General features: G+C 72.8%; 18 protein-coding genes. 4 read left to right on the top strand and 14 right to left on the bottom strand.

What is annotated here, in order from left to right; genetic code table 11:
* Nucleotides 1-44: 44 nt before the first annotated feature.
* On the bottom strand, nucleotides 45-515 hold the full coding sequence (locus AB5L52_RS41955; RefSeq protein WP_351023459.1) for a DNA-binding protein: 471 nt from the start codon (nucleotides 513-515) through the stop codon (nucleotides 45-47).
* Nucleotides 516-593: 78 nt separating this feature from the next.
* On the bottom strand, nucleotides 594-2,087 hold the full coding sequence (locus AB5L52_RS41950) for a long-chain fatty acid--CoA ligase (protein WP_351023457.1): 1,494 nt from the start codon (nucleotides 2,085-2,087) through the stop codon (nucleotides 594-596).
* 158 nt (nucleotides 2,088-2,245) lie between these two features.
* Between AB5L52_RS41950 and AB5L52_RS41945 the strand changes: the two genes are divergently transcribed.
* The gene (locus tag AB5L52_RS41945) at nucleotides 2,246-3,412 is read left to right on the top strand and encodes a helix-turn-helix domain-containing protein (RefSeq protein ID WP_351570192.1); all 1,167 of its coding nucleotides are present in this window, start codon (nucleotides 2,246-2,248) and stop codon (nucleotides 3,410-3,412) included.
* Between the two features lie 24 nt (nucleotides 3,413-3,436).
* Here the strand turns inward: AB5L52_RS41945 and AB5L52_RS41940 are convergent, their stop codons facing one another.
* Nucleotides 3,437-4,180, bottom strand: coding sequence for a class I SAM-dependent methyltransferase (locus AB5L52_RS41940; protein ID WP_369368372.1), 744 nt, complete (start codon nucleotides 4,178-4,180; stop codon nucleotides 3,437-3,439).
* Nucleotides 4,181-4,392: 212 nt separating this feature from the next.
* Here AB5L52_RS41940 and AB5L52_RS41935 point away from each other — a divergent pair, with 212 nt between their 5' ends.
* Together AB5L52_RS41935 and AB5L52_RS41930 are read left to right on the top strand one after the other, a co-directional pair.
* Entirely contained in the window at nucleotides 4,393-6,924 is a 2,532-nt protein-coding gene (locus AB5L52_RS41935) for a beta-L-arabinofuranosidase domain-containing protein (RefSeq protein ID WP_369368371.1), read from the top strand.
* Nucleotides 6,925-7,185: 261 nt separating this feature from the next.
* Nucleotides 7,186-8,172: an epimerase gene (locus AB5L52_RS41930; RefSeq protein ID WP_369368370.1), complete on the top strand. Its 987-nt coding sequence runs from the start codon at nucleotides 7,186-7,188 to the stop codon at nucleotides 8,170-8,172.
* Here the strand turns inward: AB5L52_RS41930 and AB5L52_RS41925 are convergent.
* The 11 genes from AB5L52_RS41925 to AB5L52_RS41875 all read right to left on the bottom strand — a co-directional run bounded on the left by AB5L52_RS41925 (nucleotide 8,163) and on the right by AB5L52_RS41875 (nucleotide 20,341).
* Nucleotides 8,163-9,098, bottom strand: a complete 936-nt coding sequence (locus tag AB5L52_RS41925; protein ID WP_369368369.1) for an L-tyrosine/L-tryptophan isonitrile synthase family protein — start codon at nucleotides 9,096-9,098, stop codon at nucleotides 8,163-8,165. The genes AB5L52_RS41930 and AB5L52_RS41925 overlap by 10 nt on opposite strands.
* A gap of 75 nt (nucleotides 9,099-9,173) precedes the next feature.
* Complete coding sequence (locus tag AB5L52_RS41920; RefSeq protein WP_369369060.1) at nucleotides 9,174-10,373, bottom strand: cytochrome P450; 1,200 nt, start codon at nucleotides 10,371-10,373, stop codon at nucleotides 9,174-9,176.
* Nucleotides 10,374-10,449: 76 nt separating this feature from the next.
* Nucleotides 10,450-12,276 carry an asparagine synthase (glutamine-hydrolyzing) gene (gene asnB / locus AB5L52_RS41915; RefSeq protein WP_369368368.1) on the bottom strand — a complete coding sequence of 609 codons (1,827 nt, stop codon included), beginning with the start codon at nucleotides 12,274-12,276 and terminating at the stop codon, nucleotides 10,450-10,452.
* A gap of 38 nt (nucleotides 12,277-12,314) precedes the next feature.
* Nucleotides 12,315-13,115 carry an ABC transporter ATP-binding protein gene (locus AB5L52_RS41910; protein ID WP_369368367.1) on the bottom strand — a complete coding sequence of 267 codons (801 nt, stop codon included), beginning with the start codon at nucleotides 13,113-13,115 and terminating at the stop codon, nucleotides 12,315-12,317.
* A complete protein-coding gene (locus AB5L52_RS41905; protein WP_369368366.1) occupies nucleotides 13,112-14,188 on the bottom strand; it encodes a FecCD family ABC transporter permease in 1,077 nt (358 codons plus the stop codon). Before AB5L52_RS41905 ends, AB5L52_RS41910 begins: the two co-directional genes overlap by 4 nt.
* A gap of 2 nt (nucleotides 14,189-14,190) precedes the next feature.
* Nucleotides 14,191-15,264, bottom strand: a complete 1,074-nt coding sequence (locus tag AB5L52_RS41900; protein ID WP_369368365.1) for an ABC transporter substrate-binding protein — start codon at nucleotides 15,262-15,264, stop codon at nucleotides 14,191-14,193.
* A 207-nt stretch (nucleotides 15,265-15,471) separates the two neighbouring features.
* Complete coding sequence (locus AB5L52_RS41895; protein WP_351023431.1) at nucleotides 15,472-16,080, bottom strand: sigma-70 family RNA polymerase sigma factor; 609 nt, start codon at nucleotides 16,078-16,080, stop codon at nucleotides 15,472-15,474.
* 308 nt (nucleotides 16,081-16,388) lie between these two features.
* Nucleotides 16,389-17,147 carry a hypothetical protein gene (locus AB5L52_RS41890; RefSeq protein WP_369368364.1) on the bottom strand — a complete coding sequence of 253 codons (759 nt, stop codon included), beginning with the start codon at nucleotides 17,145-17,147 and terminating at the stop codon, nucleotides 16,389-16,391.
* A 178-nt stretch (nucleotides 17,148-17,325) separates the two neighbouring features.
* Nucleotides 17,326-17,868 (bottom strand): copper chaperone PCu(A)C, encoded by a 543-nt coding sequence (locus AB5L52_RS41885; RefSeq protein WP_351023427.1) that lies wholly within the window; start codon nucleotides 17,866-17,868, stop codon nucleotides 17,326-17,328.
* Entirely contained in the window at nucleotides 17,865-20,114 is a 2,250-nt protein-coding gene (locus AB5L52_RS41880) for a heavy metal translocating P-type ATPase (protein WP_369368363.1), read from the bottom strand. The genes AB5L52_RS41885 and AB5L52_RS41880 overlap by 4 nt, the downstream gene beginning before the upstream one ends.
* Nucleotides 20,111-20,341, bottom strand: coding sequence for a hypothetical protein (locus AB5L52_RS41875; RefSeq protein WP_351570218.1), 231 nt, complete (start codon nucleotides 20,339-20,341; stop codon nucleotides 20,111-20,113). The genes AB5L52_RS41880 and AB5L52_RS41875 overlap by 4 nt, the downstream gene beginning before the upstream one ends.
* Nucleotides 20,342-20,566: 225 nt before the next feature.
* Here AB5L52_RS41875 and AB5L52_RS41870 point away from each other — a divergent pair, with 225 nt between their 5' ends.
* On the top strand, nucleotides 20,567-21,481 hold the full coding sequence (locus AB5L52_RS41870; RefSeq protein ID WP_369368362.1) for a TIGR01777 family oxidoreductase: 915 nt from the start codon (nucleotides 20,567-20,569) through the stop codon (nucleotides 21,479-21,481).
* The last annotated feature ends 153 nt before the right edge of the window (nucleotides 21,482-21,634 follow it).

Here is a 21,634-nt window from a genome sequence, read left to right as displayed (position 1 = left end):
AGAACGCTGGTAGAACGCGGACGGGACCGGCGGACAGGACGGCGTCAGCCGGTCTCGGCCCCCGCCCCGGCCCCGGCGTCCGCGTCGTCGACAGCGGTACGGCCGGCGAGTCGTTCGTAGCGCTGGCGGGCGGCCTGCGGAGTGCCGAGGCCGAGGCCGAAGGCGATGTCGGGCCAGGTCATGCCCCGGCCCCGCGCCATCTGCAGGAGCCCGGCCTCCAGTTCGTCCATCTCCGCCCGCATCAGTGGAACGAGGCTCAGCGCGGCCGTGATGTCGGCGTGGTCCACCTCCGGTTCGCCGTCCTCCGCCAGCGCGGCCCCGCTGAGCAGGAAGGCCACGAGCCGGACGGCCTCGTGCGGCGCGAGGACCGACGGGTGTGTCTGCCGGCGCCGCTGCTCGTCCGTCGCGGCATGCCGCTCGGCGATGCGCAGCAGCGAGGCGTACACCCGTTGGGCGCGCGCCTGCTCCGGCTGCGGGGGCGTGAAGGGATCGGTGCGGTCAGTGGTCGATGACATGAGATCAGCATGGGATCGCACACAACATGGCGTCAACGGATTATTGTGAACGACCTGTTCACCTCTGACCTCTGTCCCTCAGGACAGCGGCGCGCTGATCTCCCGCTTGAGGATCTTGCCGCTGGGGCCCATGGGCAGTGCGTCCGTCAGCCAGAGCCGGCGCGGGTACTTGTAGGCAGCGACCCGGTCCCGGACGAACTCCCGCAGCTCCTCGGTGTCCGCCTCGGCTCCCGGGCGCAGGACGACCGCGGCCGCCACCTCCTCGCCGAGCCGCTCGTCGGGCACGCCGAGGACCGCGGCGAGGGCGACGGCGGGATGCTCGTGCAGCACCTCCTCGATCTCGCGCGGGTAGACGTTGTAGCCGCCGCGGATGATGAGGTCCTTCTTCCGGTCGACGATGTACAGATAGCCGTCCTCGTCCCGGCGCGCCATGTCGCCGGTGCGCAGCCAGCCGTCGGGGACGGTAGCGGCGGTCTCCTCGGGACGGTGCCAGTACCCCTTCATCAAGTTGGGCCCGCGCACGGCCAGTTCACCCACCTCGCCCGGAGCGACGTCCCGGCCGTTGTCGTCGAGCAGCCGGACCTCGACGTCGCGGATGGGGGTGCCCACGGATCCGGGTTTGCGGGGGCGGTCGGGGTGGTTGAAAGAGACGACCGGGCTGGTCTCGGACATGCCGAAGCCCTCCAGCACCATGCAGCCGAAGCGCCGCTCGAACCCATGCAGGATCTCGACCGGCAGGGAGGCGCCGCCCGAGATGCACATGCGCAGGCTGGACACGTCGGTGTCGGCGGCGCCCGGGTGCTGGAGCAGCGCCGCGTACATGGTGGGCACGCCCTCGAAGACGGTGGCCCGGTCCCGGGCGATGGCGTCGAGCACCGCACCCGGCTCGAAACGGGGGACGAGGGTCAGCGACGCCCCGCTGTACACGGCGACGTTCATGGTGCAGGTCTGCCCGAAGATGTGGAACAGCGGCAGACAGCCGACGATCACGTCGTCGGAGGTGAGCCGCTGGACCTCGGTGACGTTGACCTCGGTGTTGTGGCGGAGCCCGGCGTGGGTGAGCGCGGCGCCCTTGGGGCGGCCGGTGGTGCCCGACGTGTACAGCAGGACGGCGATGTCGTCCCCGGCCGCGGCGGTCACCTGGAACTGCGGCTCCAGGCACGCCAGTTCGACGGTGAAGGCGGCCGGTTCGACCGCCAGGTGCCGGACCCCGGCGGCGGCCGCGCCCGCGGCGCCCTCGCCGGGTGCCCGATGCCACTCGAAGAGCAGGACGGCGCCGGAGTCCCGCAGGTGGTACGCGGTTTCACGCTCCTTCAGCAGCGGGTTCATCGGTACGACGATGCCGCCGGCGCGCAGGACGGCGTAGTACAGGACGACGAACTCGGGCACGTTCGGGAGCATCAGGGCGACCCGGTCGCCGGTGCGCAGGCCCTCGGTGCGCAGCAGCGCGGCGGCCTGGGCGGAAAGCCGGTCCAGCTCGGCATAGGTGGTGGTCGCCGTCCCCAGGCGCAGCGCCGGACTGTCGGGCGCGCGCCGCGCAGTGTCCACCAGGAATTCCGCCAGATTGGCCATGATGCCTCCTCGCACCCCTGCTCACGGCGCTCACGGGTCCCGTCGTGGGCGCTCACGGCATGGTGGCCCGGACGGTCGCGGGGGTCCATGGTGACGCCGACAGTTCGCCCCTGCCCAAGTTGGTCCTGGGAACAAACAGAACGCCGTACGCTGCGGGTATGGGTCTGTCGAATGTGGGCGCCGCCCTGCGTACGCGCCTTCCGGAGCTGGGCGAGCGGATGGCCGAGCGCATCCGCGCGGAGGTCGAGTCGTACGCGGACGACTCGCTCACCCCCTTCGCGTCGCTGCGGGAGTCCTGCGCGGACAACGCGGATCTGCTCCTGGGGCGTTTCGCGGACGGAGCCGAACCGGACGTGAAGGCCGCTCAGCAGACCGGACGGCTCCGCGCCGAGCAGGGTGTGCCGCTCGCGGACACCCTGCACGCCTACCGGGTCGGTTTCGAGCTGTTCTGGTCGGAGGTGGTCGACGAGGCGCGCAGACATCCGGAGGTGACGGATGCCGAGCTGGTAGCCGGTTCCTCGGAGATCTGGGCCCTGTTCGGCCGGTACGCGGAGGCGGTGGCGGCCGCCTATCGCGAGGCGAGCGCGGAGCTGGCGCTGCAGCGCGAGGCCCGTCGCTCGGCGCTGGCCGAGGCCCTGTTCACGGGCGCCCTCGCAGATCGTACGACACCGTGGGAGGCGGCCCGGCAGCTCGGTCTGCCCGAGCGCGGCCCGTACGCGGTGGTGGCGGCGTCGGTGCCGGATCCCGGCCAGGAGCCACTGTCCGGTATCGAGGCGGCGCTGCGCCGCTCGGGGGTGGCGTCGGTGTGGCGACTGCTGCCGGACGAGCAGATCGGGCTGGTCTCGCTCGGGCACCGGGACGCGGAGACGGTGAGCCTGCGGGCGCTGCGCCGCCGGCGCGCCCGGGTCGGCGTCAGTCCCCGGTTCGACTCGCTGCGGGACACCCCGCAGGCGCTCCGGTTCGCCCGGCTGGCCCTGGCCGGGCTGCCCGGCGACGGGCCGGGCCTCACCCGGTTCGACGACAGCCCGCTGGCGATGCTGGTCGCGGCGGCCCCGGCGGAGGCGAGCCGGCTGGTCGAGGTCTCCCTCGGGCCCCTCCTCGCGCTGCCCGAGGCGGAACGCGCCCGGCTGCTGCAGACCCTCGGCCACTGGTTCGCCTCGGGCGGGGTGGCCGCCGGGGCCGCGGAGCGGCTCTTCGTCCACCCCAACACCGTGCGCTACCGGCTGCGCCGCATCGAGGAGTTGACGGGGCGGGCACTCACCGACCCGATCGCCCTCGCCGACCTGGGCGCGGCCTTGTACGCCCTGCGCCTGCTGCCTTCCTGAGCGGCCGGACGGGTCGCTCCCCGGCTACCGTGCCGCCGGCAGCCGGTACACCGAGACATGGGAGCGGGAGTCGGCGGTGAACTCGGTGCCCGCCCAGTCCGCGTGCCTGGACTCCCGCTCGAATCCGGTCAGTTGGGCCATGAGATCGAGTTCGGCGGGCCAGATGTAGCGGTGCGGACTGCGGTACAGCCGGGCCTCCTCGGTCCCGTCGAAGTGGAAGTGGTGCGAGACGACCCGCTGGGTGAGGACGTCGTAGGTGTCCAGCCCGATGTATGTGGCGTCGCTCTGCCACACGGTGGCCGACGTGCCCGGGGGCAGCGTGCGCAGCTCGGGCACCCACAGCTCGATCACGAACCGGCCGCCGGGCGCGAGGTGGCGGGCGGCGTTGCGGAAGCACTCGACCTGCTCGGCCTGGGTGAGGAGGTTGGAGATCGTGTTGTAGACGAGGTAGACGAGGTGGTAGGTCCCCGGGGCGGAAGCCGTCGCCATGTCGCCGACGACCACGGGGATCGCTGCTTCGTCGGCCTTGGTCCGCAGTTGCTCCACCATCGGCTCGGACAGCTCGATACCGGTGACGGGGACGCCGCGCTCGGCGAGGGGGACGGCGATCCGGCCGGTCCCGATCGCGAACTCCAGTGCCGCGCCGCCGTCCGCCAGCTCGGCGAGGCGCGTCACCGCGGGCTCCAGGACCTCCGGCGCGAACATGCCGGCGCCGGGCGTGTCGTAGCGCCGGGCGGTGGCCGCATCCCAGATGTTCTGTTGCTCCATTGCATCAACGGTGCTCGTCGGCCCGGGAGTTGTCCAGCGAGTATCGTCCCGGCGCTGCGGCCTCCCGCGCGCCATTGACACCAGGAGTCAGTCCTCTACGGTAGACCTCCGCACAGCATGTCGCACAGCATTCGATATTTCGGACGACTAGTTCCCTGGGGGCGGGAGGCCGGGACCCTCCTCCCCCGAGCCATCGACATGCGGAGGACTTCGTGACCCCACCCCTTGGCAGACGGTCCTTCCTCGGCGCTGCCGGCGCGGCCGCGGCGGCCCTGACGGTGACGGACGCGACCGTCGCCCGGTCGGCACCGCACCGCGCCGGTTCGCCTCACCAACAGGCCGCCCGGGTAACCCCGTTCCCGTTGACCGCGGTGACCCTGCTGGCCGGACCGTTCCAGGACAACCAGCGCCGCAACACCGCCTACCTGCGCTTCGTCGACATCGACCGACTGCTGCACACCTTCCGCCGCAACGTCGGCCTGCCCAGCACCGCCCAGCCCTGCGGCGGCTGGGAGGCGCCGACCGTCGAGTTGCGCGGGCACTCCACCGGCCATCTGCTCTCCGGTCTCGCGCTCACCTACGCCAACACGGGCGACACCGGGTTGCGCGACAAGGGCCGCCGGCTCGTCGCCGCCCTGGCCGCCTGCCAGGCCGCGTCGCCGTCGGCGGGCTACGGCAAGGGCTACCTCTCGGCCTTCCCGGAGAGCTTCTTCGACCGGCTGGAAGCCGGAACGGGTGTCTGGGCGCCGTACTACACGCTGCACAAGATCATGGCAGGACTGGTCGAGCAGTACCGGCTGGCCGGGAATGACCAGGCCCTCGATGTGCTGCTCCAGCTCGGCGAGTGGGTCGACACCCGTACGGGAAAACTGAGTTACGCGCAGATGCAGCGGGTGCTGGAGACCGAGTTCGGCGGTATGAACGACGTCCTCGCCGATCTGCACGCGCTCACCGGCGACGCCGTCTGGCTGGACGTCGCCCAACGCTTCACCCACGCCCGGGTCTTCGATCCGCTGGCCGCCGGCGAGGACCGGCTGGCGGGGCTGCACGCCAACACGCAGATACCGAAGATGGTGGGCGCGCTGCGGCTGTGGCAGGAGGGCCTACCCGACCGCTACCGCACCATCGCCGCGAACTTCTGGCAGATCGTCACCGCCCACCACTCGTACGTCATCGGCGGCAACAGCAACGGCGAGGCCTTCCACGAACCGGACGTCGTCGCGGGCCAGTTGTCCAACCGCACCTGCGAGAACTGCAACAGCTACAACATGCTGAAGCTGACCAGGCTGCTGCACTGCGAGGATCCGGACCGCGCGGACCTGCTCGACTCCTACGAACGCACCCTGTTCAACCAGATGCTCGGCGAGCAGGACCCCGGCTCCGCGCACGGCTTCAACATCTACTACACGGGCCTCGGCCCCGGCTCCTTCAAGCAGCAGCCGTCCTTCATGGGCACCGACCCGAACGCCTACTCCACGGACTACGACAACTTCTCCTGCGACCACGGCACCGGCATGGAGACCCACGCGAAGTTCGCGGACACGATCTACACGCACGACGAACGGCGCCTGCTGGTCAACCTGTTCATCCCGTCCGAGGTGCGCTGGCAGGAGCAGGGGATCACCTGGCGGCAGTCCACCCGACTGCCCGACTCCGCCTCGACCGTGCTCACCGTCACGGCCGGGAGCGCGCACCACGAGCTCCTGGTCCGCATCCCCGGCTGGGCCTCGGGCGCCCGCGTCAAGCTGAACGGCCGTGCACTGCCGGACCGTCCGGCCGCGGGCAGCCGGCTGAGCCTCGACCGGGCCTGGCAGACCGGTGACCGGGTCGAGGTGACCCTGCCGATGCGTACGACCGTGGCGGCGGCCCCCGACGACCCGGACGTACAGGCCGTGCTGCACGGTCCCGTGGTGCTGGCCGGGGCGTACGGCTCCACGGCGAGCAGCTGGATGCCCCGCCTGGACACCACGTCGGTCCGGCAGGCATCGGCCGATCCGCTGCGGTTCACCGCGACCGCCGACGACGAGACGGTCACGCTGCTGCCCATCGCCCGCGTCCACCACCAGCACTACACCGTGTACTGGCTGACCGGCCGACCCCCGTCCCCGCCACCGCAGTTCGCCGCCTGGCATCGCTTCGACGAGACGTCCGGCAGCTCGGCCGCCGACGCCACCGGCAACGGCAGGACGGCGACACTGACGGGCGGGGCCGCCTGGGCCCAGGGGCACATCGGCGGAGCCGTGACCCTCGACGGCACGGACGGGCATGTCGCGCTCGCCGAGGACCTGCTGGCGGGGGCGTCCGCCTACTCGGTGGCGACCTGGGTGAACCTGACCGGACAGCCGGCCACCTGGAGCCGGATCTTCGACCTCGGGACCGGGGTGAGCGCCAACATGTTCCTCACCCCGCTGAGCGACGCGGGGACCCTGCGCTACGCGATCACCACGAGCGGCGGAGGAGCGGAGCAGCGCATCGACACCGCTCCACTGCCGACGGACCGCTGGGTCCATGTGACCGTCACCTACGGCTCCGGCACCGCCGTGCTGTACGCCGACGGCCACGAGGTGGGCCGGAACACGGCCGTCACCGTCGAACCCCGGTACTTCGGCAACCACATCCGGTCCGCGTACATCGGCAGGTCCCAGTACCCGGACCCCTATCTGAAGGCGGCGGTCGACGACTTCCGGGTCTACGGCAGGACGCTCACCGCCGCCGAGGTCGCGGCTCTGGCCCAGGGTTCCTAGCCGCAGGTGCGGAGCCGAGTACGACGTCGAGAACGTCCACGCCACCACGTCGTCCACCGTGCGCCGCAGTTCCTGTCCGCCGGGGCGCGGCATGCCGCGCACGGTCCGGGCCACCCGCTCCCGGTCCGTCCAGTGGATGATCCGTGTCCCTTCGCGGGGTCGTAGCGAGATGCCGAACCACCACCCTCCCTTTGGGTACGCGCCATTTTGAACGCGTTCAAATCTACGGCTACGCTGTGCGCACCGAACCGAGGGGGCTCGATGAAGATAGTTCTGCCCGGGGGCACCGGTCAGGCCGGCACGGTTCTCGACCGTGCGCTGACGGCAGCCGGTCACGAGGTCACCGTGGTGACCCGGCATCCGGTGCGGGCGCGGCAGGTCGGCTGGGACGGGGTCACGCTCGGCCGCTGGGCCGAGGTGATCGACGGCAGCGATGTGGTGATCAACCTGGCCGGACGCAGCGTCTCCTGCCGCTACACCGCCGAGAACCTGCGGGCCATGATGGATTCGCGGGTGGACTCGGCGCGGGTGGTCGGGGAGGCGATCTCGGCCGCCGCGCGGCCACCGCGAGTGTGGCTGCAGATGAGCACGGCGACGATCTACTCCCACCGCTTCGACGCGGCGAACGACGAGGCGACAGGGGTGATCGGCGGCTCGGAAGCCGGGGTTCCGGACTACTGGTCCTACAGCGTCGACATCGCGAAGAACTGGGAGCGGGCGCAGGCCGAGTCGTCCACACCGGCGACCCGGAAGGTGGCACTGCGCTCGGCGATGGTGATGAGCCCGGACCGGGGCGGGGTCTTCGACGTCCTGCTGGGGCTGGCCCGGCTGGGGCTGGGCGGGCCGGTCGCCGGCGGTGCGCAGTACGTCTCCTGGATCCATGACGAGGACTTCGTCCGCGCGGTGGAGTTCCTGATCGACCGGGACGACATCGACGGGCCGGTGAACCTCGCCTCCCCCGGCCCGCTCCCGCAACGGGACCTCATGCGGGCACTGCGCGCGGCCTGGGGCGTCCCCGTGGGCCTGCCGGCGACGCGGTGGATGGCCGAGCTGGGCGCGTTCGCATTGCGCTCGGACACGGAGTTGCTGCTCAAGAGCCGCCGGGTGGTCCCGGGCCGGCTGCGCGACGCCGGGTTCGGATTCGCCTATCGCGCCTGGCAGCCGGCCGCCCTGGACCTCGTACAGCGGGTCAGGCTGTCCCGTGCGGGCCACCGCGGTCGGACGGGAGCGCACGCGGCTCACTCCTGACGGAAGTGGCTCGGTCTGCCGTCGACCGTCACCAGCCGCCCCAGCCGTGCGGCCCTGGTACGCGGCATCAGCGTCCAGGTTCCGTCCGCTCGGTGCAGGGCGGCCGAGTGCCAGGGGGTGGTCCAGGCGTCCGGCGCGTCCAGCAGGCGGATGCCGAACTTCGCGGCACCGATCGGCTGCGGATGGATGGACAGCCGTACGGCGGCTGGGTGGTGTTCGGCGATCAGGGCGCCCCACGCGCGACTGCGCTGGAGGACGCCGTACGCCCGCTGCCGGCACGCGCGTTGGAGGGTGGAGCGAGTGCCCGGGAAGTCGGCGGTGTCCTCGACGAGGAAGCGGGTGACGCCCCGGTACAGGGCGCGTGTCTGGTCGTCGGTGTGCACCTCGGCTCGCAGTGCCTCGACGCTGGGTGCGTACTGCCGGTGGATGTGGGCGCGCTTCCTGTCGTACGGCAGGTCGCCCAGCACGTCGCGCAGGTCGAAGGCGGAGAGTCTGGTGAGGCCCAGGCCGGTGATGAGACCGCGCAGTTCGTCGGCGTAGGCGTCGATGTGGAGGTCGGGGACCTGGATGACGTCGCCGAAGACGTGTCCGTCGGAGCAGATGACGATGCGCGCGCCGGGCGGGTGGATCCGCTCGATGTCCGTGCAGAGCCGGTGCAGGAAGCCGAGGGAGAGGCGTTCGCCCTGGTCGGGCAGGTGGCCCAGGACCTTGGCCGGGTTGGGGGACTTGCAGGGGAAGCCGGGGAGGGTGAAGACGACCGGGGCGCCGCGGCGTACGAAGTCGGCGATGCGGCGTAGCTGGTGCGGGAATGCCGTCAGGGGCGCGGGGGCCGCCGGGTCGGTGGTGCGGTGGTGGGGCAGGAGCAGGTCCAGGACGGCGGCGCTGATGCTCGTGATGCGGGTGTCCGGCGCGGTCGCCAATGGCATACGGGTCTCCGGGAGGCGTACGGATGTGTGGGAGGGGGGGGCCGGGGGTGACACCACCCCCGTCCGGGGACCTCGTCAGAGGCCGCGGTCGTAGTCGGCCGGCAGGTGGTTGGTGCCGCGGCCGAGGACCGCCGGGATCCACTGGATCTCCTCGTCCGCGATGGCCAGACGCAGGCCGGGCAGCCGGGTGAGGAGCGTGCCGAGGGCGATCTGGAGTTCGGCGCGGGCGAGGGCCGCGCCGGGGCAGAAGTGGATGCCGTGGCCGAAGGCGAGATGCGCGTTGGGGGCGCGGTCGAGGTCGAGGGTGTCGGGATCGGGAAAACGGCGCGGGTCGCGGTTGGCGGCGCACAGGGACACGATCACGGAGTCGCCGGCCGGGACCGGGGTGCCGTGCAGGTCGCTGTCCTGGTCGAAGAAGCGCCAGGTGGTGAGCTCGAAGGCGCTGTCGTAGCGCAGGAGTTCCTCGACCGCGCGGGGCAGCAGGGAGGGGTCGTCGCGGAGCCGGTCGAGCTGGGCCGGGTGGCGGAACAGGGCGATCAGGGCGGTGGTGATCTGGTTGGTGACCGGTTCCTGGCCCGCGACCAGGAGCTGGAAGATCATCGAGTCCAGCTCCTCCTGGGACAGTTCGCCCTGGTCGCAGGCCACGACGAGGCGGCTGAGGAGGTCGTCGTCCGGGTGTGCGCGTTTGTGGGCGACAACCTCGGCGATGTAGCTCTGCAGGCCGTGCAGGCGGGTCTCGTACAGCGGTCGGCCCGGGTCGGTCGGGCCGACCGGCTGGACCACCTTGCCCCAGTCGCGGTCGAAGCGGACGGCCAGGTCCTGCGGCAGGCCGATGACCTCGGCCAGCACCTGGAAGGGGAAGTGCGCCGCGAAACCGCCGACGAGATCGGCGGGGCCGGTGTCGGGCAGGGCGTCGACGAGCCGGTCCGCCAGTTCCTGCATCCTCGGGCGGAGTTGTTCGATCCGGCGGGGTGTGAAGGCTTCGGTGACGAAGCGCCGCATCCGGGTGTGCCGCGGCGGGTCCTGATGCAGCAGATGGACCTGAAGCTGCGAGTGCTGCGGCTCGGGCATGATCGAGGCGCGGGCGCGCCAGCGGTCGTTGCCCCGGTCGTGGTTCTTGCCCAGCCGGTCGTCGCCCAGGGCGGCGTGGGCGGCGTCGTATCCGGTGACGAGCCAGGCCTGTACGCCGCTCGGGAAGAGGACGGGGTGGACCGGCCCGGCCTCGCGCATCCGCTCGTAGAGCGGGTAGGGGTTGCTCTTGTAGGGGCAGCCCATGAGGGGGACGGGTTCCGGGACGGGTTCCTGGATGTCGGTGGCGGTGGTCGGTTCGTGGGCGGTCACGCCGGGCTCCTCAGAGGGCGAGTTCGGGTCGGTGGTGGTCCAGCCACAGGGCGAGGTCGACGACGCGTTCGAGGCGCAGCCGGTGGCCCCACCGCAGTCGGTCGGGCGGGGTGTCGAGGCAGGGTTTGATGCGGGTCTCGTCGGCCAGGGCGCGTACCTGTGGTTCGGCGAGGGCGTCCCGGGCCAGCTGCTGCAGGCCTCGGTTGTAGTCGGGGTGGTGCGTGGCCGGGTAGTGGTTCTTGGGGCGGTGCAGGACCGACTCGGGGGCGAGGCCGGCGCCCATGGCGCGCAGCAGGCTCTTCTCCCGGCCGTCGTGGCTCTTCAGCGACCAGGGCACGTTGAAGGCGTACTCGACCAGCCGGTGGTCGCAGTACGGGACCCGCACCTCCAGTCCCCGAGCCATGCTCAACCGGTCCTTGCGGTGCAGGAGTTGGCGCAGCCAGCGAGTCAGGGACAGATGCTGCAGCTCGCGTTGCCGGTGCTCGGCCGGCGTTTCCTCGTCGAGGTGCGGTACGGCGGCCAGGGCACTGCGATAGGTGTCGGCACGGAACTCGCCGATGCGCAGGTCGAGTTCGGGGTTGAGGGGCATGGCGGCCTCGTCCCCGGTCACCAGCAGCCAGGGGAAGGTGTCGGCGGCGAGGGCCTGGGCCTGGTGGAACCAGGGGTAGCCGCCGAAGACCTCGTCCGCGGCCTCGCCGGACAGGGCCACCGTGGAGTGCCGGCGGATCTCGCCGAACAGCAGATACAGCGAGGTGTCCATGTCGCCGACGCCGATGGGCGAATCCCGGGCCACGACCACGGCCGTGCGGTGCTCGGGATCCAGCAGGGTGCGCGGGTCGAGGACGACCGTGCTGTGGTCGGTGCCGATGAAGGCGCCGGCCTCGATGGCGTACGGGGTGTCGTGACCGGTGCGCAGGACGTCACCGGTGAACCGCTCGGCCTGGTCGCTGTAGTCGACGGCGTAGGAGCGGATCCGGGCGTCCGGGCCTTCGCGCAGCCGGAGTTCGTCGGCGAGCAGGGCGGTCAGGACGGTGGAGTCGATGCCGCCGGACAGCAGACTGCACAGCGGGACGTCCGCCTCCAGCTGGGCGCGCGCCGCGCCGCCGACCAGGGTGCGGATCCGCTCGACGGTGGTGTCCAGGTCGTCGGTGTGGGGCGCGGCCTCCAGGTTCCAGTACCGGCGCTCATGGACGCCGTCGCGGTCCAGGACGAGGAGTCCGCCGGGCTGCACCTCCCGGACTCCGGCCCACAGCGTCGGCCCGGTCTCGAAGAGCAGGCTGTACGCCTGCCGGAGTCCGTCGGCGTCCACGCGCGGCCGTAGCTCCGGGTGGGCGAAGAGGGCCTTGGGCTCGGAGGCGAAGGCGAGGCCGCCGGCCACCCGTGCCCAGTAGAGGGGTTTGACGCCCAGCCGGTCCCGTACCAGCACCAGCTTCTGGGCACGCTCGTCCCAGACGGCGAAGGCGAACATGCCGTCCAGGTGCTCGGCGGCGGCCTCGCCCCATTCGGCGTAGGCGCGCAGCACGACCTCGGTGTCGCTGCGGGTGCGGAAGTGGTGCCCACGAGCGCGCAGTTCGGTCCGCAGCTCGTGGTGGTTGTAGATCTCGCCGCTGTGGCTGAGGACGAGGGCGGGTGCGTCGGGCCGGTCCGGCATGGGCTGGGTGCCGCCCTCGATGTCGATGACGGCCAGCCGGCGGTGGCCGATGGCGGCCCGCTCGCCGAGCCAGATGCCGCCGGCGTCGGGGCCGCGCGGGGCGAGCGTGGCGGTCATGGCCTCGATGACCGGGACCTGGGCACGGGCGTCGCCGTGGAAGGACGCCCAGCCGGTGATTCCGCACATGGGAACTCCTGGATCAGCGGGGGACGGGGTGGGGCGTGCTAACGAGTCGGTGCACAGCTCGTCGGGCGAGCCGGTGTGCGGTGGTCGAACGCGATCAGCGGGTCGCCGGTGAGCGGGTGGTCGACCACGGCCGCACGCACCCCGAACACGTCGGCCAGCAACGGCGGGGTGAGCACCTCGCGGGGCGGCCCCGAGGCGACCACGGACCCGGCGTGCAGCACATGCAGCCGGTCGCAGACGGACGCGGCGGCGTTGAGGTCGTGCAGCGACACCAGGGTCGTACGGCGCCGGGTGCGCAGCAGGGCGAGGAGGTCGACCTGGTGCCGGATGTCGAGGTGGTTGGTGGGCTCGTCCAGCACCAGGACGTCCGCTTCCTGGGCGAACGCCCGGGCCAGCAGCACGCGTTGACGTTCACCACCGGAGAGGGCGGTGAAGCGGCGTCCGGCCTGGCCGGCCATGCCGACGTAGGCGAGAGCGCGGGCGACGACGTCCCGGTCGGTGGCGTCCTCGCCCGCGAACGCCCGTTTGTACGGGGTGCGCCCCATGGCGACGACCTCACGCACCGTCAGTTCGAAGTCGCTGTCGCGTTCTTGGGGCAGCGCGGCGACATGCCGGGCGGAACGGGCCGGAGACAGTTCGCGGAGGTCGGTCCCGGCCAGCAGCACCCGGCCGGCGGCCGGTCGCAGGTGCCGGTACACCGTGCGCAGCAGGGTGGACTTGCCGCTGCCGTTCGGGCCGACGAGGCCCGTGATCTCGCCCTCGGCCGCCACCAGATGCGCGCCCGCCACGACCGTACGGCCCGCGTACGCCACCCGCAGGTCCTCGATCTCGATCCTCAACTGCCGCTCCCCAGGCGCCGGTCCAGCAGATACAGCAGCGCCGGAGCCCCGAGCAGGGAGGTGACCACCCCGACCGGCAGCTCCTGCGTGTCCATGGCCGTACGGCAGACGATGTCGACCACCACGAGCAGTACGGCCCCGGCCAGCGCGGAGACGGGCAGCAGCCGTCGGTGGTCGCCGCCGACCAGCAGCCGGCAGACGTGCGGCACCATCAGCGCGACGAACGCGATCGCCCCGGAGACGGCGACCAGTACGCCGGTGAGCAGGCTGGTCACCGTGAACAGTTCGCGGCGCAGCCGGCCGACGTCGATCCCGAGTCCGGCGGCCGTCTCGTCGCCCATCAGCAGGGCGTTCAGACCGCGGGCGCGGGCCTGCAGGCAGAGCCAGGCGCCGGGTACGGCGACGGCCGGGACCGCGAGGAGGTCCCAGTTCGCCCCGCCGAGGCTGCCCATGAGCCAGAACAGCACGCTGTGGGTCTGCTGTTCGTCGCCGGACCGCAGCACCAGATAGCTGGTGAAGCCGGACAGGAACTGGCCGATGGCGACCCCGGCCAGCACCAGGCGCAGCGGCGCGAACCCGCCGCGCCGGGCGGCCACCGCCCACACCAGGGCGAAGGTGGCGAGCGCTCCGGCGAAGGCCGCTCCGGACAGCCCGAGGCCCAGGACGCCGCCGGTACCGAGGCCGAGCACGAGGGCGCCGACGGCACCGAGCGAGGCACCGTTGGAGATGCCCAGCAGATAGGGATCGGCGAGCGGGTTGCGCACCAGCGCCTGCACCGCCGTACCCACGAGGCCGAGACCCGCGCCGACGAGCGCGGCGAGCAGGGCGCGGGGCACACGGAGCTGCCAGACGATCAGGTCGTCGGTGCCGGGCCGGGGGGCCGCGCCGGACAGCCTGCGCCCGACCACGTTCCACACCTCGGCGGGCGGGACGGACGTCGACCCCCAGGCCACGGCCGTCGTCAGGGCCACGAGCAGGACGGCTCCCAGGACCAGCAGCAACGGTCCGGCGGGCAGGATGCGCGCGCCGTCGGCGGCGGCCGCGTCCTCGCGTCGCGACAGAGCGGTACGCACGGTCACGCGACCTTGCCGGGGTAGAGGGTGCGGGCGATCTCCCGTACGGTGTCGGCGTTCTCGACGCCGGCGATGGTGGTCCGCTCGGAGCCGATCCGCAGGAAGTGGCCCGCCTTGACGGCCTTGAGGCCCTTGGTGGCCGGGGTGGCCTTCAGCCACTGTTCCGCCTCGCCGAACGCCTTCTCGTTCGCCGCCGCACTGCCCCGGTCGCGCACGCCGAGCTGGATCCAGTCGGGGTTCTTGGCGATGACGTCCTCCCAGCCGACCTGCCGGTAGTCACCGGCGCAGTCGGCGAAGGCGTTGCGGGCGCCCGCGAGGGTGATCACGGCGTTGGCGACCTGGCGGTCGCAGACGACGGTGGGCTGCTTGGTCCCGGCGTCGTAGTCGAAGAAGAAGTACGAGGGGCGGCTGCGCGGCGGTGTGTTCCCGATCGCCTTGCCGACCGCGTCGGTCTTCTCACGCATACCGGCGACGAGTTCCTTGGCCCGTGCGCTCGTGCCGGTGACCGCGCCGAGGGTGGTGATGTCCGACTCGACGCCCGACAGGTCGGTGACCGGCTTCTTGCTCCGCGCGGCGCAGGCGGTGGACTTCAGGTAGATGTGCTGGATGCCGGCCGCCTTGAACTCGTCCTCGGTCGGCGCGTCGCCCATCCCACCACCGCCCATGGCGCCCATGTCGGCGAACGTGTCGAGGTGGAGGTCGGCGCCGGAGCCGAGCAGCTTCTCCTTCGGGATGACGCTCCGGCTGAGCACCTCGACCTTGCGCGCCTGTGCGTCGAGGGCGCCGGGCAGCGTGCCCTTGCCGGGCGGGAATCCGGTGCCGATCACCCGGTCCCCCGCCCCCAGGCGCAGCAGCAGCTCCAAGCTGGCGGCGTTGCTGGTGACGATCCTCTTGGGGGCCTTGGCGAAGGTGGTCGCGGCGCCGGCGCAGTCGGTCACGGTCACCGGGTGGGCGCCGGATCCGGTCGCCCCCGGGCCGGTGTCCGCGGCGTCCTCCTTCGTCCCGCCGCCGCAGCCCGTCACCAGCAGGGCGCCCAGTACGACGGCCGCCGTACCGCCCCACGCACGGGAACGCATCGAAAAACTCCCGGATCCACTCGGTACACGGGTGAACCTCCGTCACCCGGTCCAGTAGTCGGGGCGGACGTGCCGCGAGTTCCCGCGCACCGGTGATCCGGTGCGGAGGGTGACGCCGGCCGCGTGCGACGGGCGTCACCCTCCGGGCGTCACCCTCCGGGCGGCTCAGGCCGCCGGCGCGGCGGCGGGCCGCTCCTCCCTCACCGCCTAAAGGGCGGGGGAGGTGCCCCCACCGTCGAGCAGGTCCATCAACGTCGCCCGGGCCCGGGCCACTCGGGAGCGGACCGTGCCGACGGGACAGGCGCTGATCTCGGCGGCCTCCGCATAGGGCAGGCCGAGCAGCTGGGTGAGCACGAACGCCTCGCGGCGCTCGTCGGGCAGACAGGCCAGCAGGTCCAGCAGGGCGACGCCGTCGTCGAATCCGGGCAGGCCCCGCGGCTGCGCGGACTCCACCGCCAGCTGCCAGTCCGGCACGTCGGACAGCCGGGGCCGCGCGGCGGCGTACCGATAGCTGTCGATCACCGCGCGGCGCGCGATGGACAACAGCCAGGTCCGTGCTGAGGAGCGGCCCTCGAAGCGGTGCAGGCTGCTGATGGCACGCAGGAAGGTGTCCTGCGCGAGGTCGTCGACGGCCTGGGGATCGGTGCAGAGATGGGCGACATAGCGCTGGACGTCGCGCTGCAGGGCGCGGACGAAGTGCTCGACCGCGTCCGCGTCACCGCCGCGGGCGGCCAGCGCCCAAGCGGTTATCGACTCGTCGGGGGATGCCGCCGGGTCGCATGCGGTCCGCGCTGCGGGCAGGACAGGAGTGATCACCTGGTGTCCTTCTCGGGTCAACCGTGACCGGACCGGGGCACGGCTGAGCGCGCACGGTCCGGTGAGGGGGGAGACGGCCCTACGGCGCGCGGGGCGCACAGCACGGGGCTGCGGCCGGAGCGCGAACGGCACCCCGACTGCGGCGACACCGACGTGCTGCGGCGCGGAAGATGCGGCTGCGCAGGAGTGCCGCAGCGCGGAAGTGCTACGGCACAGCGGTGCGGCGGCCCAGGCGTGCTGCGGCGCGGGCGCGGGCGTACGACCGTGGCCCGAGGCGCACTGGGGCGGCCTCGGGATACCGGCTGTCGTCAGGCGACAGCGGTCCCCACGGGTGGGCCGCGCGAGGTGATCGCATGGATGAGGAGGTCGAGGCTCGGCGCCCGGTCGGAGCGGGGCCGGCACAGCCGCTGGTCCGGACGCTCGCCGGTGACGGGCAGGGCCCCCAGCAGCAGCCGCAGCGGCGCGGCCAGCCATCCGGCCACGGCCCGCAGGATCCGGAAGACAGCCTTCTCGCCATGGGCCAGCCAGAGCCCGGTGAAGAGCGCCGCCAGCAGGTGGGCCGCGGCCATCCCGAACGACGACGCGTCGCCGACGCCCAGGGAATGCCCCAGGTGCTGCAGGGGATTCATGGACGCGTGCCCCATGTGGCCCATGCCCATGTGACCCATGTCCATGTGGCCCATGCCCATGTGGCCCATGCCCATGTGGCCCATGCCCATGGAGTCCACGGAGTGCGTGGAGCCCATGGGCATCGACCCCATGCCCATGTCCATGCCGGTGTGTCCGGCTGCCAGGGGCGGGGTGCTCCCGGATACCGACTGGGCGAAGGAGAACGCCGTGTGCAGCGCCGTCTGGGCGGCGGCCACGAGCGGCACGATCAGCCGCGGCCCGCGCTCACGCCCCGTCAGGCACCAGCCCACCGCACCGGTGGCAAGGAGACCTGCGGCCAGCGCCCAGGCGGGCACATCCTGGCCGGACATCAGGACGTGGCCGAGGGCGGCGAGCACGACACAGACGGCCGCGAACACCGCGGCCCGAACCGTGCGCGAACACCACCCTGCTGTCATCGCGGCCCATCCTCGCATCCCGGCTTTCGTCGTCGTGCGGGGGTACGGACATCACCCCTCCCCCGCACTCACCGCGCCGGATATGACACATGTCACCGAGGAATCCGCGAAGTCCGGGAACCGGCGTGCCGTCGCCTACGACCGCCACAGAAGGCGGAAGAACGGGTCCGCGGGTTCGTCAGGCGGCGCCGTCGCCCGGGCGGACCACCACGGCGAGCGTGCGGACCGCCCCGCTGTGGGCGAAGTGCAGCGTGAACGGCACGAGGTCGCCCGCGCGCCAGCCGGGGCGTGCCCGCAGCGTCACGGCCGGCCCGCGCGGCGACATGGCCACCGCACCGCCCGCGGGAACGGACACGGAGTCCACGGCGTCCCGGTAGGCGGCCGTACGACCGCTCATCCGGTGCCGGCTGAGGCCGATGTCCCCGCCGGTGCGGGAGGACGTCACCCGGACCAGCCGGTCGTCCGCGCCGCCGCTGTTGGTGACGGTGAAGAAGGCGGCCGTCTCGGTGGTGGCGCCGTAGGGCAGCAGGACCCGCCCGGAGGTGACGGCGATCCTGGCCGGGCGGCCCGCCTGGCCCGCCGTCACCCAGGTGGTCAGGCCGGCCAGCGCGAGGCTGAAGGCGGCCACGGGCGCGAGTGCGGCGAGTAGCGAGTCGGTCAGCCGACGGCGACTGGGCCGCCACGAGGGACCGGCCACGCCGTCGGTCGTGCTGGTGGTCATCGGGCGGTCCTCCGGGCGGGTGCGGGCTGCCAGGTGCGCAGGTGCAGGCTGTGCCCGACGACCAGCAGGGAGCTGGCGGACATCGCCGCCGCGGCGAGCATCGGGTTGAGCAGGCCGGTCATGGCGAGCGGGACGGTGGCGGCGTTGTAGCCGAAGGCCCACGCCAGGTTGGCGCGGATCGTGCCGAGCGCCCGGCGGGCCAGCCGTACCGCGTCGGGGAGCGCGTCGATGTCCCCGCGGACGAGGGTCACGTCGGCGGCGCCGATCGCTACGTCCGTGCCGCCGCCCAGTGCGATGCCCAGGTCGGCGCGGGCCAGGGCGGCCGCGTCGTTGACCCCGTCGCCGACGACCGCCACACGGCAGCCCTGTTCCTGGAGCTCGCGCACGAGCCGGGCCTTGTCTTCGGGGGTGCAGCGGGCGTGGATCTCCTCGATGCCCAGTTCCGCGGCGACGGCGGTGGCGGGCCCTTCGCGGTCGCCGGTGGCGAGCACCGGGCGGATGCCGAGGCGCCGCATCCGGTGGACGGCCCGGTAACTGCCGGAGCGCACGGCGTCCCCGACCTCGATCAGGGCCTCGGCGACGCCGTCCACGCGGACGAGGACGGCGGTGTGCCCGGCGGCCTCGGCGTGCGGCAGCGCCGCGGCCAGCGAGGTGGGCAACTCCCCGTCGGGGGCGACGACTTCGACCAGCCGCCCCTCGACGGTACCGCGCACCCCGACCCCCGGTACGGCCCTGAACTCGGCCACCTCGGGCAGTCCGGCCCCGCCCGCGTGGGCCACGATCGCCCGCCCCAGCGGGTGCTCCGAGCCCTGTTCGACGGCCCCGGCCAGACGCAGCACCGTCCCGCCGCCGAGTCCGTCCGGTACGGCGGTGACCCGGGCGACGCTCATCCGGCCCGAGGTGAGCGTGCCGGTCTTGTCGAGGACGACCGCGTCGAGGTGGCGCAGCCCCTCCAGGGCCTGCGGGCCGGTGACGAGCACGCCGAGCTGGGCGCCCCGGCCCGTCGCGGCCATCAGCGCGGTCGGGGTCGCCAGCCCGAGCGCGCAGGGGCAGGCCACCACGAGCACGGCCACGCACGCGGTGACGGCCGCCTGCGGATCGGCTCCGGCACCCAGCCAGAACCCGAGTGTCGTGACGGCCAGCACCAGCACGACCGGCACGAACACGCCGGCCACCGCATCGGCGAGCCGCTGCGCCCGTGCCTTGCCGGTCTGGGCCTCGGTCACCATCCGCGCGATGTGGGCGAGCCGGGTGTCGGCGCCGACCGCCGTGGCCCGCACGAGCAACAGCCCACCGCAGTTGACGGCACCGCCGACCACGGCCGCGCCCGGCCCGACCTCGACGGGTTCGCTCTCGCCGGTCACCAGGGAGAGGTCCACAGCCGAACTGCCTTCCGTCACCTCCCCGTCGGTGGCGACGCGCTCTCCGGGACGTACGACGAAGACGTGCCCGACGTCCAACTCCTCGGCGGGGATGAGCCGTTCGGTGCCTTGCTGCCGTACGGCCACTTCTTTGACCGCGAGTCGGGCGAGTGAGCGCAGGGCCGCCCCGGTGCCCCGCCGGGCCCTGGCCTCCAGGTACCGGCCCGCCAGCACGAACAGGGGGACGCCGACGGCGGCTTCCAGGTAGAGGTGCGCGACCCCGTCGGTCGCGGACGGCACCAGAGTGAACGGCATGCGCATCCCGGGAGCACCCGCGCCGCCGAGGAACAGCGCGTACGCCGACCAGGAGAAGGACGCCGTCACACCGAGCGAGACGAGCGTGTCCATGGTCGCGGCCGCGTGCCGGAGTCCGCGCAGCGCCCGCACATGGAAGGGCCAGGCTCCCCACACGGCGACGGGCGCGGCCAGGACGAAGCACAGCCACTGCCAGTTCCGGAACTGCCAGGCCGGCACCATCGACAGCACCAGCACGGGCACCGCCAGCAGCGCGGTGATCAGCAGCCGCCCGCGTTCCGGCCCGGCGTCGGCGGTCTCGTCGTGGTCGCCGTCCGCGGCGCGCCTCTTCTTCTCCGGCTCGGGGAGTTCGGCGGTGTAACCGGCCTTCTCCACGACCGCGACGAGTTCCGCCGGGCTGATCTGCGGCGGATGACTGACCCGGGCGCGCCCGGTGGCCAGGTTGACGGTCGCCGTGACGCCGTCGAGTCCGGCGAGCTTCTTCTCGACGCGCTGGACGCAGGCCGCGCAGGTCATGCCGCCGACGGTCAGGTCCGTCGTGGTCGCGGGGGCGGCGGATTCCGTGGTCATCGGCCGCCTCCCCCATGCATCCCGCCCATGTCCATGCCGCCGTCGCCCGCTCGGCCGGGGCTCGTGCCGTGCATGCCGGGGGCGACGGGTCCGGCGGCCGCGCCGACGGCGTAGGCCACCGTGAACATCAGCGCCAGCAGCAGGAGGAAGCCGCACAGGGCGGGCGGTGGTGCGGCCTTCCGCCACACCGATCCCGCGCCCGAGGCGGATTGCCGGGACTCGTCCATCAACCGCGTCTCCAGGTCCTGTCGTACGGCGGCGGCCGGTTGGCGCCGCGACGATTCAGGAGTCGGGCCGAAGAGCGGGCGAGTTCCGGGCGGCGCCTGTGGCTCCGGTCACGGGACGAACACCGTCAAACACGAGCCCTTTACTTGAACTTACAAGCACCCCGTGTATCGTGCGCGCGTGATTCAAATTTGAATCACGGACACGAAGCTCTTCGGGAGGACGCCATGCGCGTCGCGATCACCGGGTCCACCGGACTCATCGGCTCCGCCCTCACCCGCTCACTCCTCGCGGACGGCCACCAGGTGGTCCGGCTCGTCCGCGACCGCTCCGCCGCCGCCTCTGGGGACGCCGGCGCGTCCGCGCACTGGGATCCGGTCGCGGGCCGGGTCGAGCCGGGCGCGCTGGACGGCGTAGACGCGGTCGTGCATCTGGCCGGTGCGGGAGTCGGCGACCAGCGGTGGACCGCCGCCTACAAGCAGGAGATCCACGACAGCCGGGTACGGGGCACCGACACCATCGCGCGGGCCTGCGCCGCTTCGGCCGCCCCGCCGCGGGTCCTGGTGTCCGCGTCGGCGACCGGCTACTACGGCGACACCGGCGAACGGACCGTCGACGAGAGCGAGTCCCCCGGGCACGACTTCCTGTCCCGCGTCTGTGTCGGCTGGGAGGCGGCGGCCGACCCGGCCCGGCAGGCCGGCATCCGCGTGGTGCACCCGCGCACCGGACTGGTCGTGTCCGCCGAGGGCGGCGCCTTCGGGCGTCTGTTCCCGCTGTTCCGTCTCGGTCTGGGCGGCCGGCTCGGCTCCGGCGACCAGTACTGGCCGTTCATCTCGCTGACGGACCACATCGCGGCCCTGCGCTTCGCCCTCGACGCCGAGGAACTCTCCGGGCCCGTCAACTTCACGGCCCCCGAGCCGCTCACCAACCGCGAGGTGACCCGGGCACTCGGCCGTGCCCTGCACCGCCCGGCGTTCGCCGCCGTACCCGCCTTCGCCCTGCGCGCGGCGCTCGGCGGGTTCGCCGCGAGCGTCACCTGCAGCGCACGCGTCGTACCGGCCGCCCTGCACAAGGCCGGGTTCGCTTTCACCCACTCGACGATCGACGGGGCACTCGACTCGGTGCTGCGACCGGCCGGTTGAGGAGGTCCGCGGCGGGGCCGACTGCCGTACCCCGCCGCCGGTGCGCGACCGAATGCCATCGGTGCCGCCGGGTGCGGGAACGGCCGGCGCGCGGGACGATGGTCGTCCGGGCGTCCGGGGTCGGGGCCCGAACGCAAGACGGGTGACGAGGAG

The sequence above is a fragment of the Streptomyces sp. CG4 genome, from assembly GCF_041080655.1.
GTDB lineage: Bacteria > Actinomycetota > Actinomycetes > Streptomycetales > Streptomycetaceae > Streptomyces.
The sequence above is the reverse complement of the archived record's forward strand: the minus strand, read 5'-3'. Positions and strand labels throughout refer to the sequence as shown.

Excerpts from the sequence above, each read along its gene's own strand:
- AB5L52_RS41955 (WP_351023459.1), bottom strand. The coding sequence starts at position 515 with ATGTCATCGACCACTGACCGCACCGATCCCTTCACGCCCCCGCAGCCG.
- AB5L52_RS41950 (WP_351023457.1), bottom strand. The coding sequence starts at position 2,087 with ATGGCCAATCTGGCGGAATTCCTGGTGGACACTGCGCGGCGCGCGCCC.
- AB5L52_RS41945 (WP_351570192.1), top strand. The coding sequence starts at position 2,246 with ATGGGTCTGTCGAATGTGGGCGCCGCCCTGCGTACGCGCCTTCCGGAG.
- AB5L52_RS41940 (WP_369368372.1), bottom strand. The coding sequence starts at position 4,180 with ATGGAGCAACAGAACATCTGGGATGCGGCCACCGCCCGGCGCTACGAC.
- AB5L52_RS41930 (WP_369368370.1), top strand. The coding sequence starts at position 7,186 with ATGAAGATAGTTCTGCCCGGGGGCACCGGTCAGGCCGGCACGGTTCTC.
- AB5L52_RS41925 (WP_369368369.1), bottom strand. The coding sequence starts at position 9,098 with ATGCCATTGGCGACCGCGCCGGACACCCGCATCACGAGCATCAGCGCC.
- AB5L52_RS41920 (WP_369369060.1), bottom strand. The coding sequence starts at position 10,373 with ATGGGCTGCCCCTACAAGAGCAACCCCTACCCGCTCTACGAGCGGATG.
- asnB (WP_369368368.1), bottom strand. The coding sequence starts at position 12,276 with ATGTGCGGAATCACCGGCTGGGCGTCCTTCCACGGCGACGCCCGTGCC.
- AB5L52_RS41900 (WP_369368365.1), bottom strand. The coding sequence starts at position 15,264 with ATGCGTTCCCGTGCGTGGGGCGGTACGGCGGCCGTCGTACTGGGCGCC.
- AB5L52_RS41890 (WP_369368364.1), bottom strand. The coding sequence starts at position 17,147 with ATGACAGCAGGGTGGTGTTCGCGCACGGTTCGGGCCGCGGTGTTCGCG.
- AB5L52_RS41885 (WP_351023427.1), bottom strand. The coding sequence starts at position 17,868 with ATGACCACCAGCACGACCGACGGCGTGGCCGGTCCCTCGTGGCGGCCC.
- AB5L52_RS41880 (WP_369368363.1), bottom strand. The coding sequence starts at position 20,114 with ATGACCACGGAATCCGCCGCCCCCGCGACCACGACGGACCTGACCGTC.
- AB5L52_RS41875 (WP_351570218.1), bottom strand. The coding sequence starts at position 20,341 with ATGGACGAGTCCCGGCAATCCGCCTCGGGCGCGGGATCGGTGTGGCGG.
- AB5L52_RS41870 (WP_369368362.1), top strand. The coding sequence starts at position 20,567 with ATGCGCGTCGCGATCACCGGGTCCACCGGACTCATCGGCTCCGCCCTC.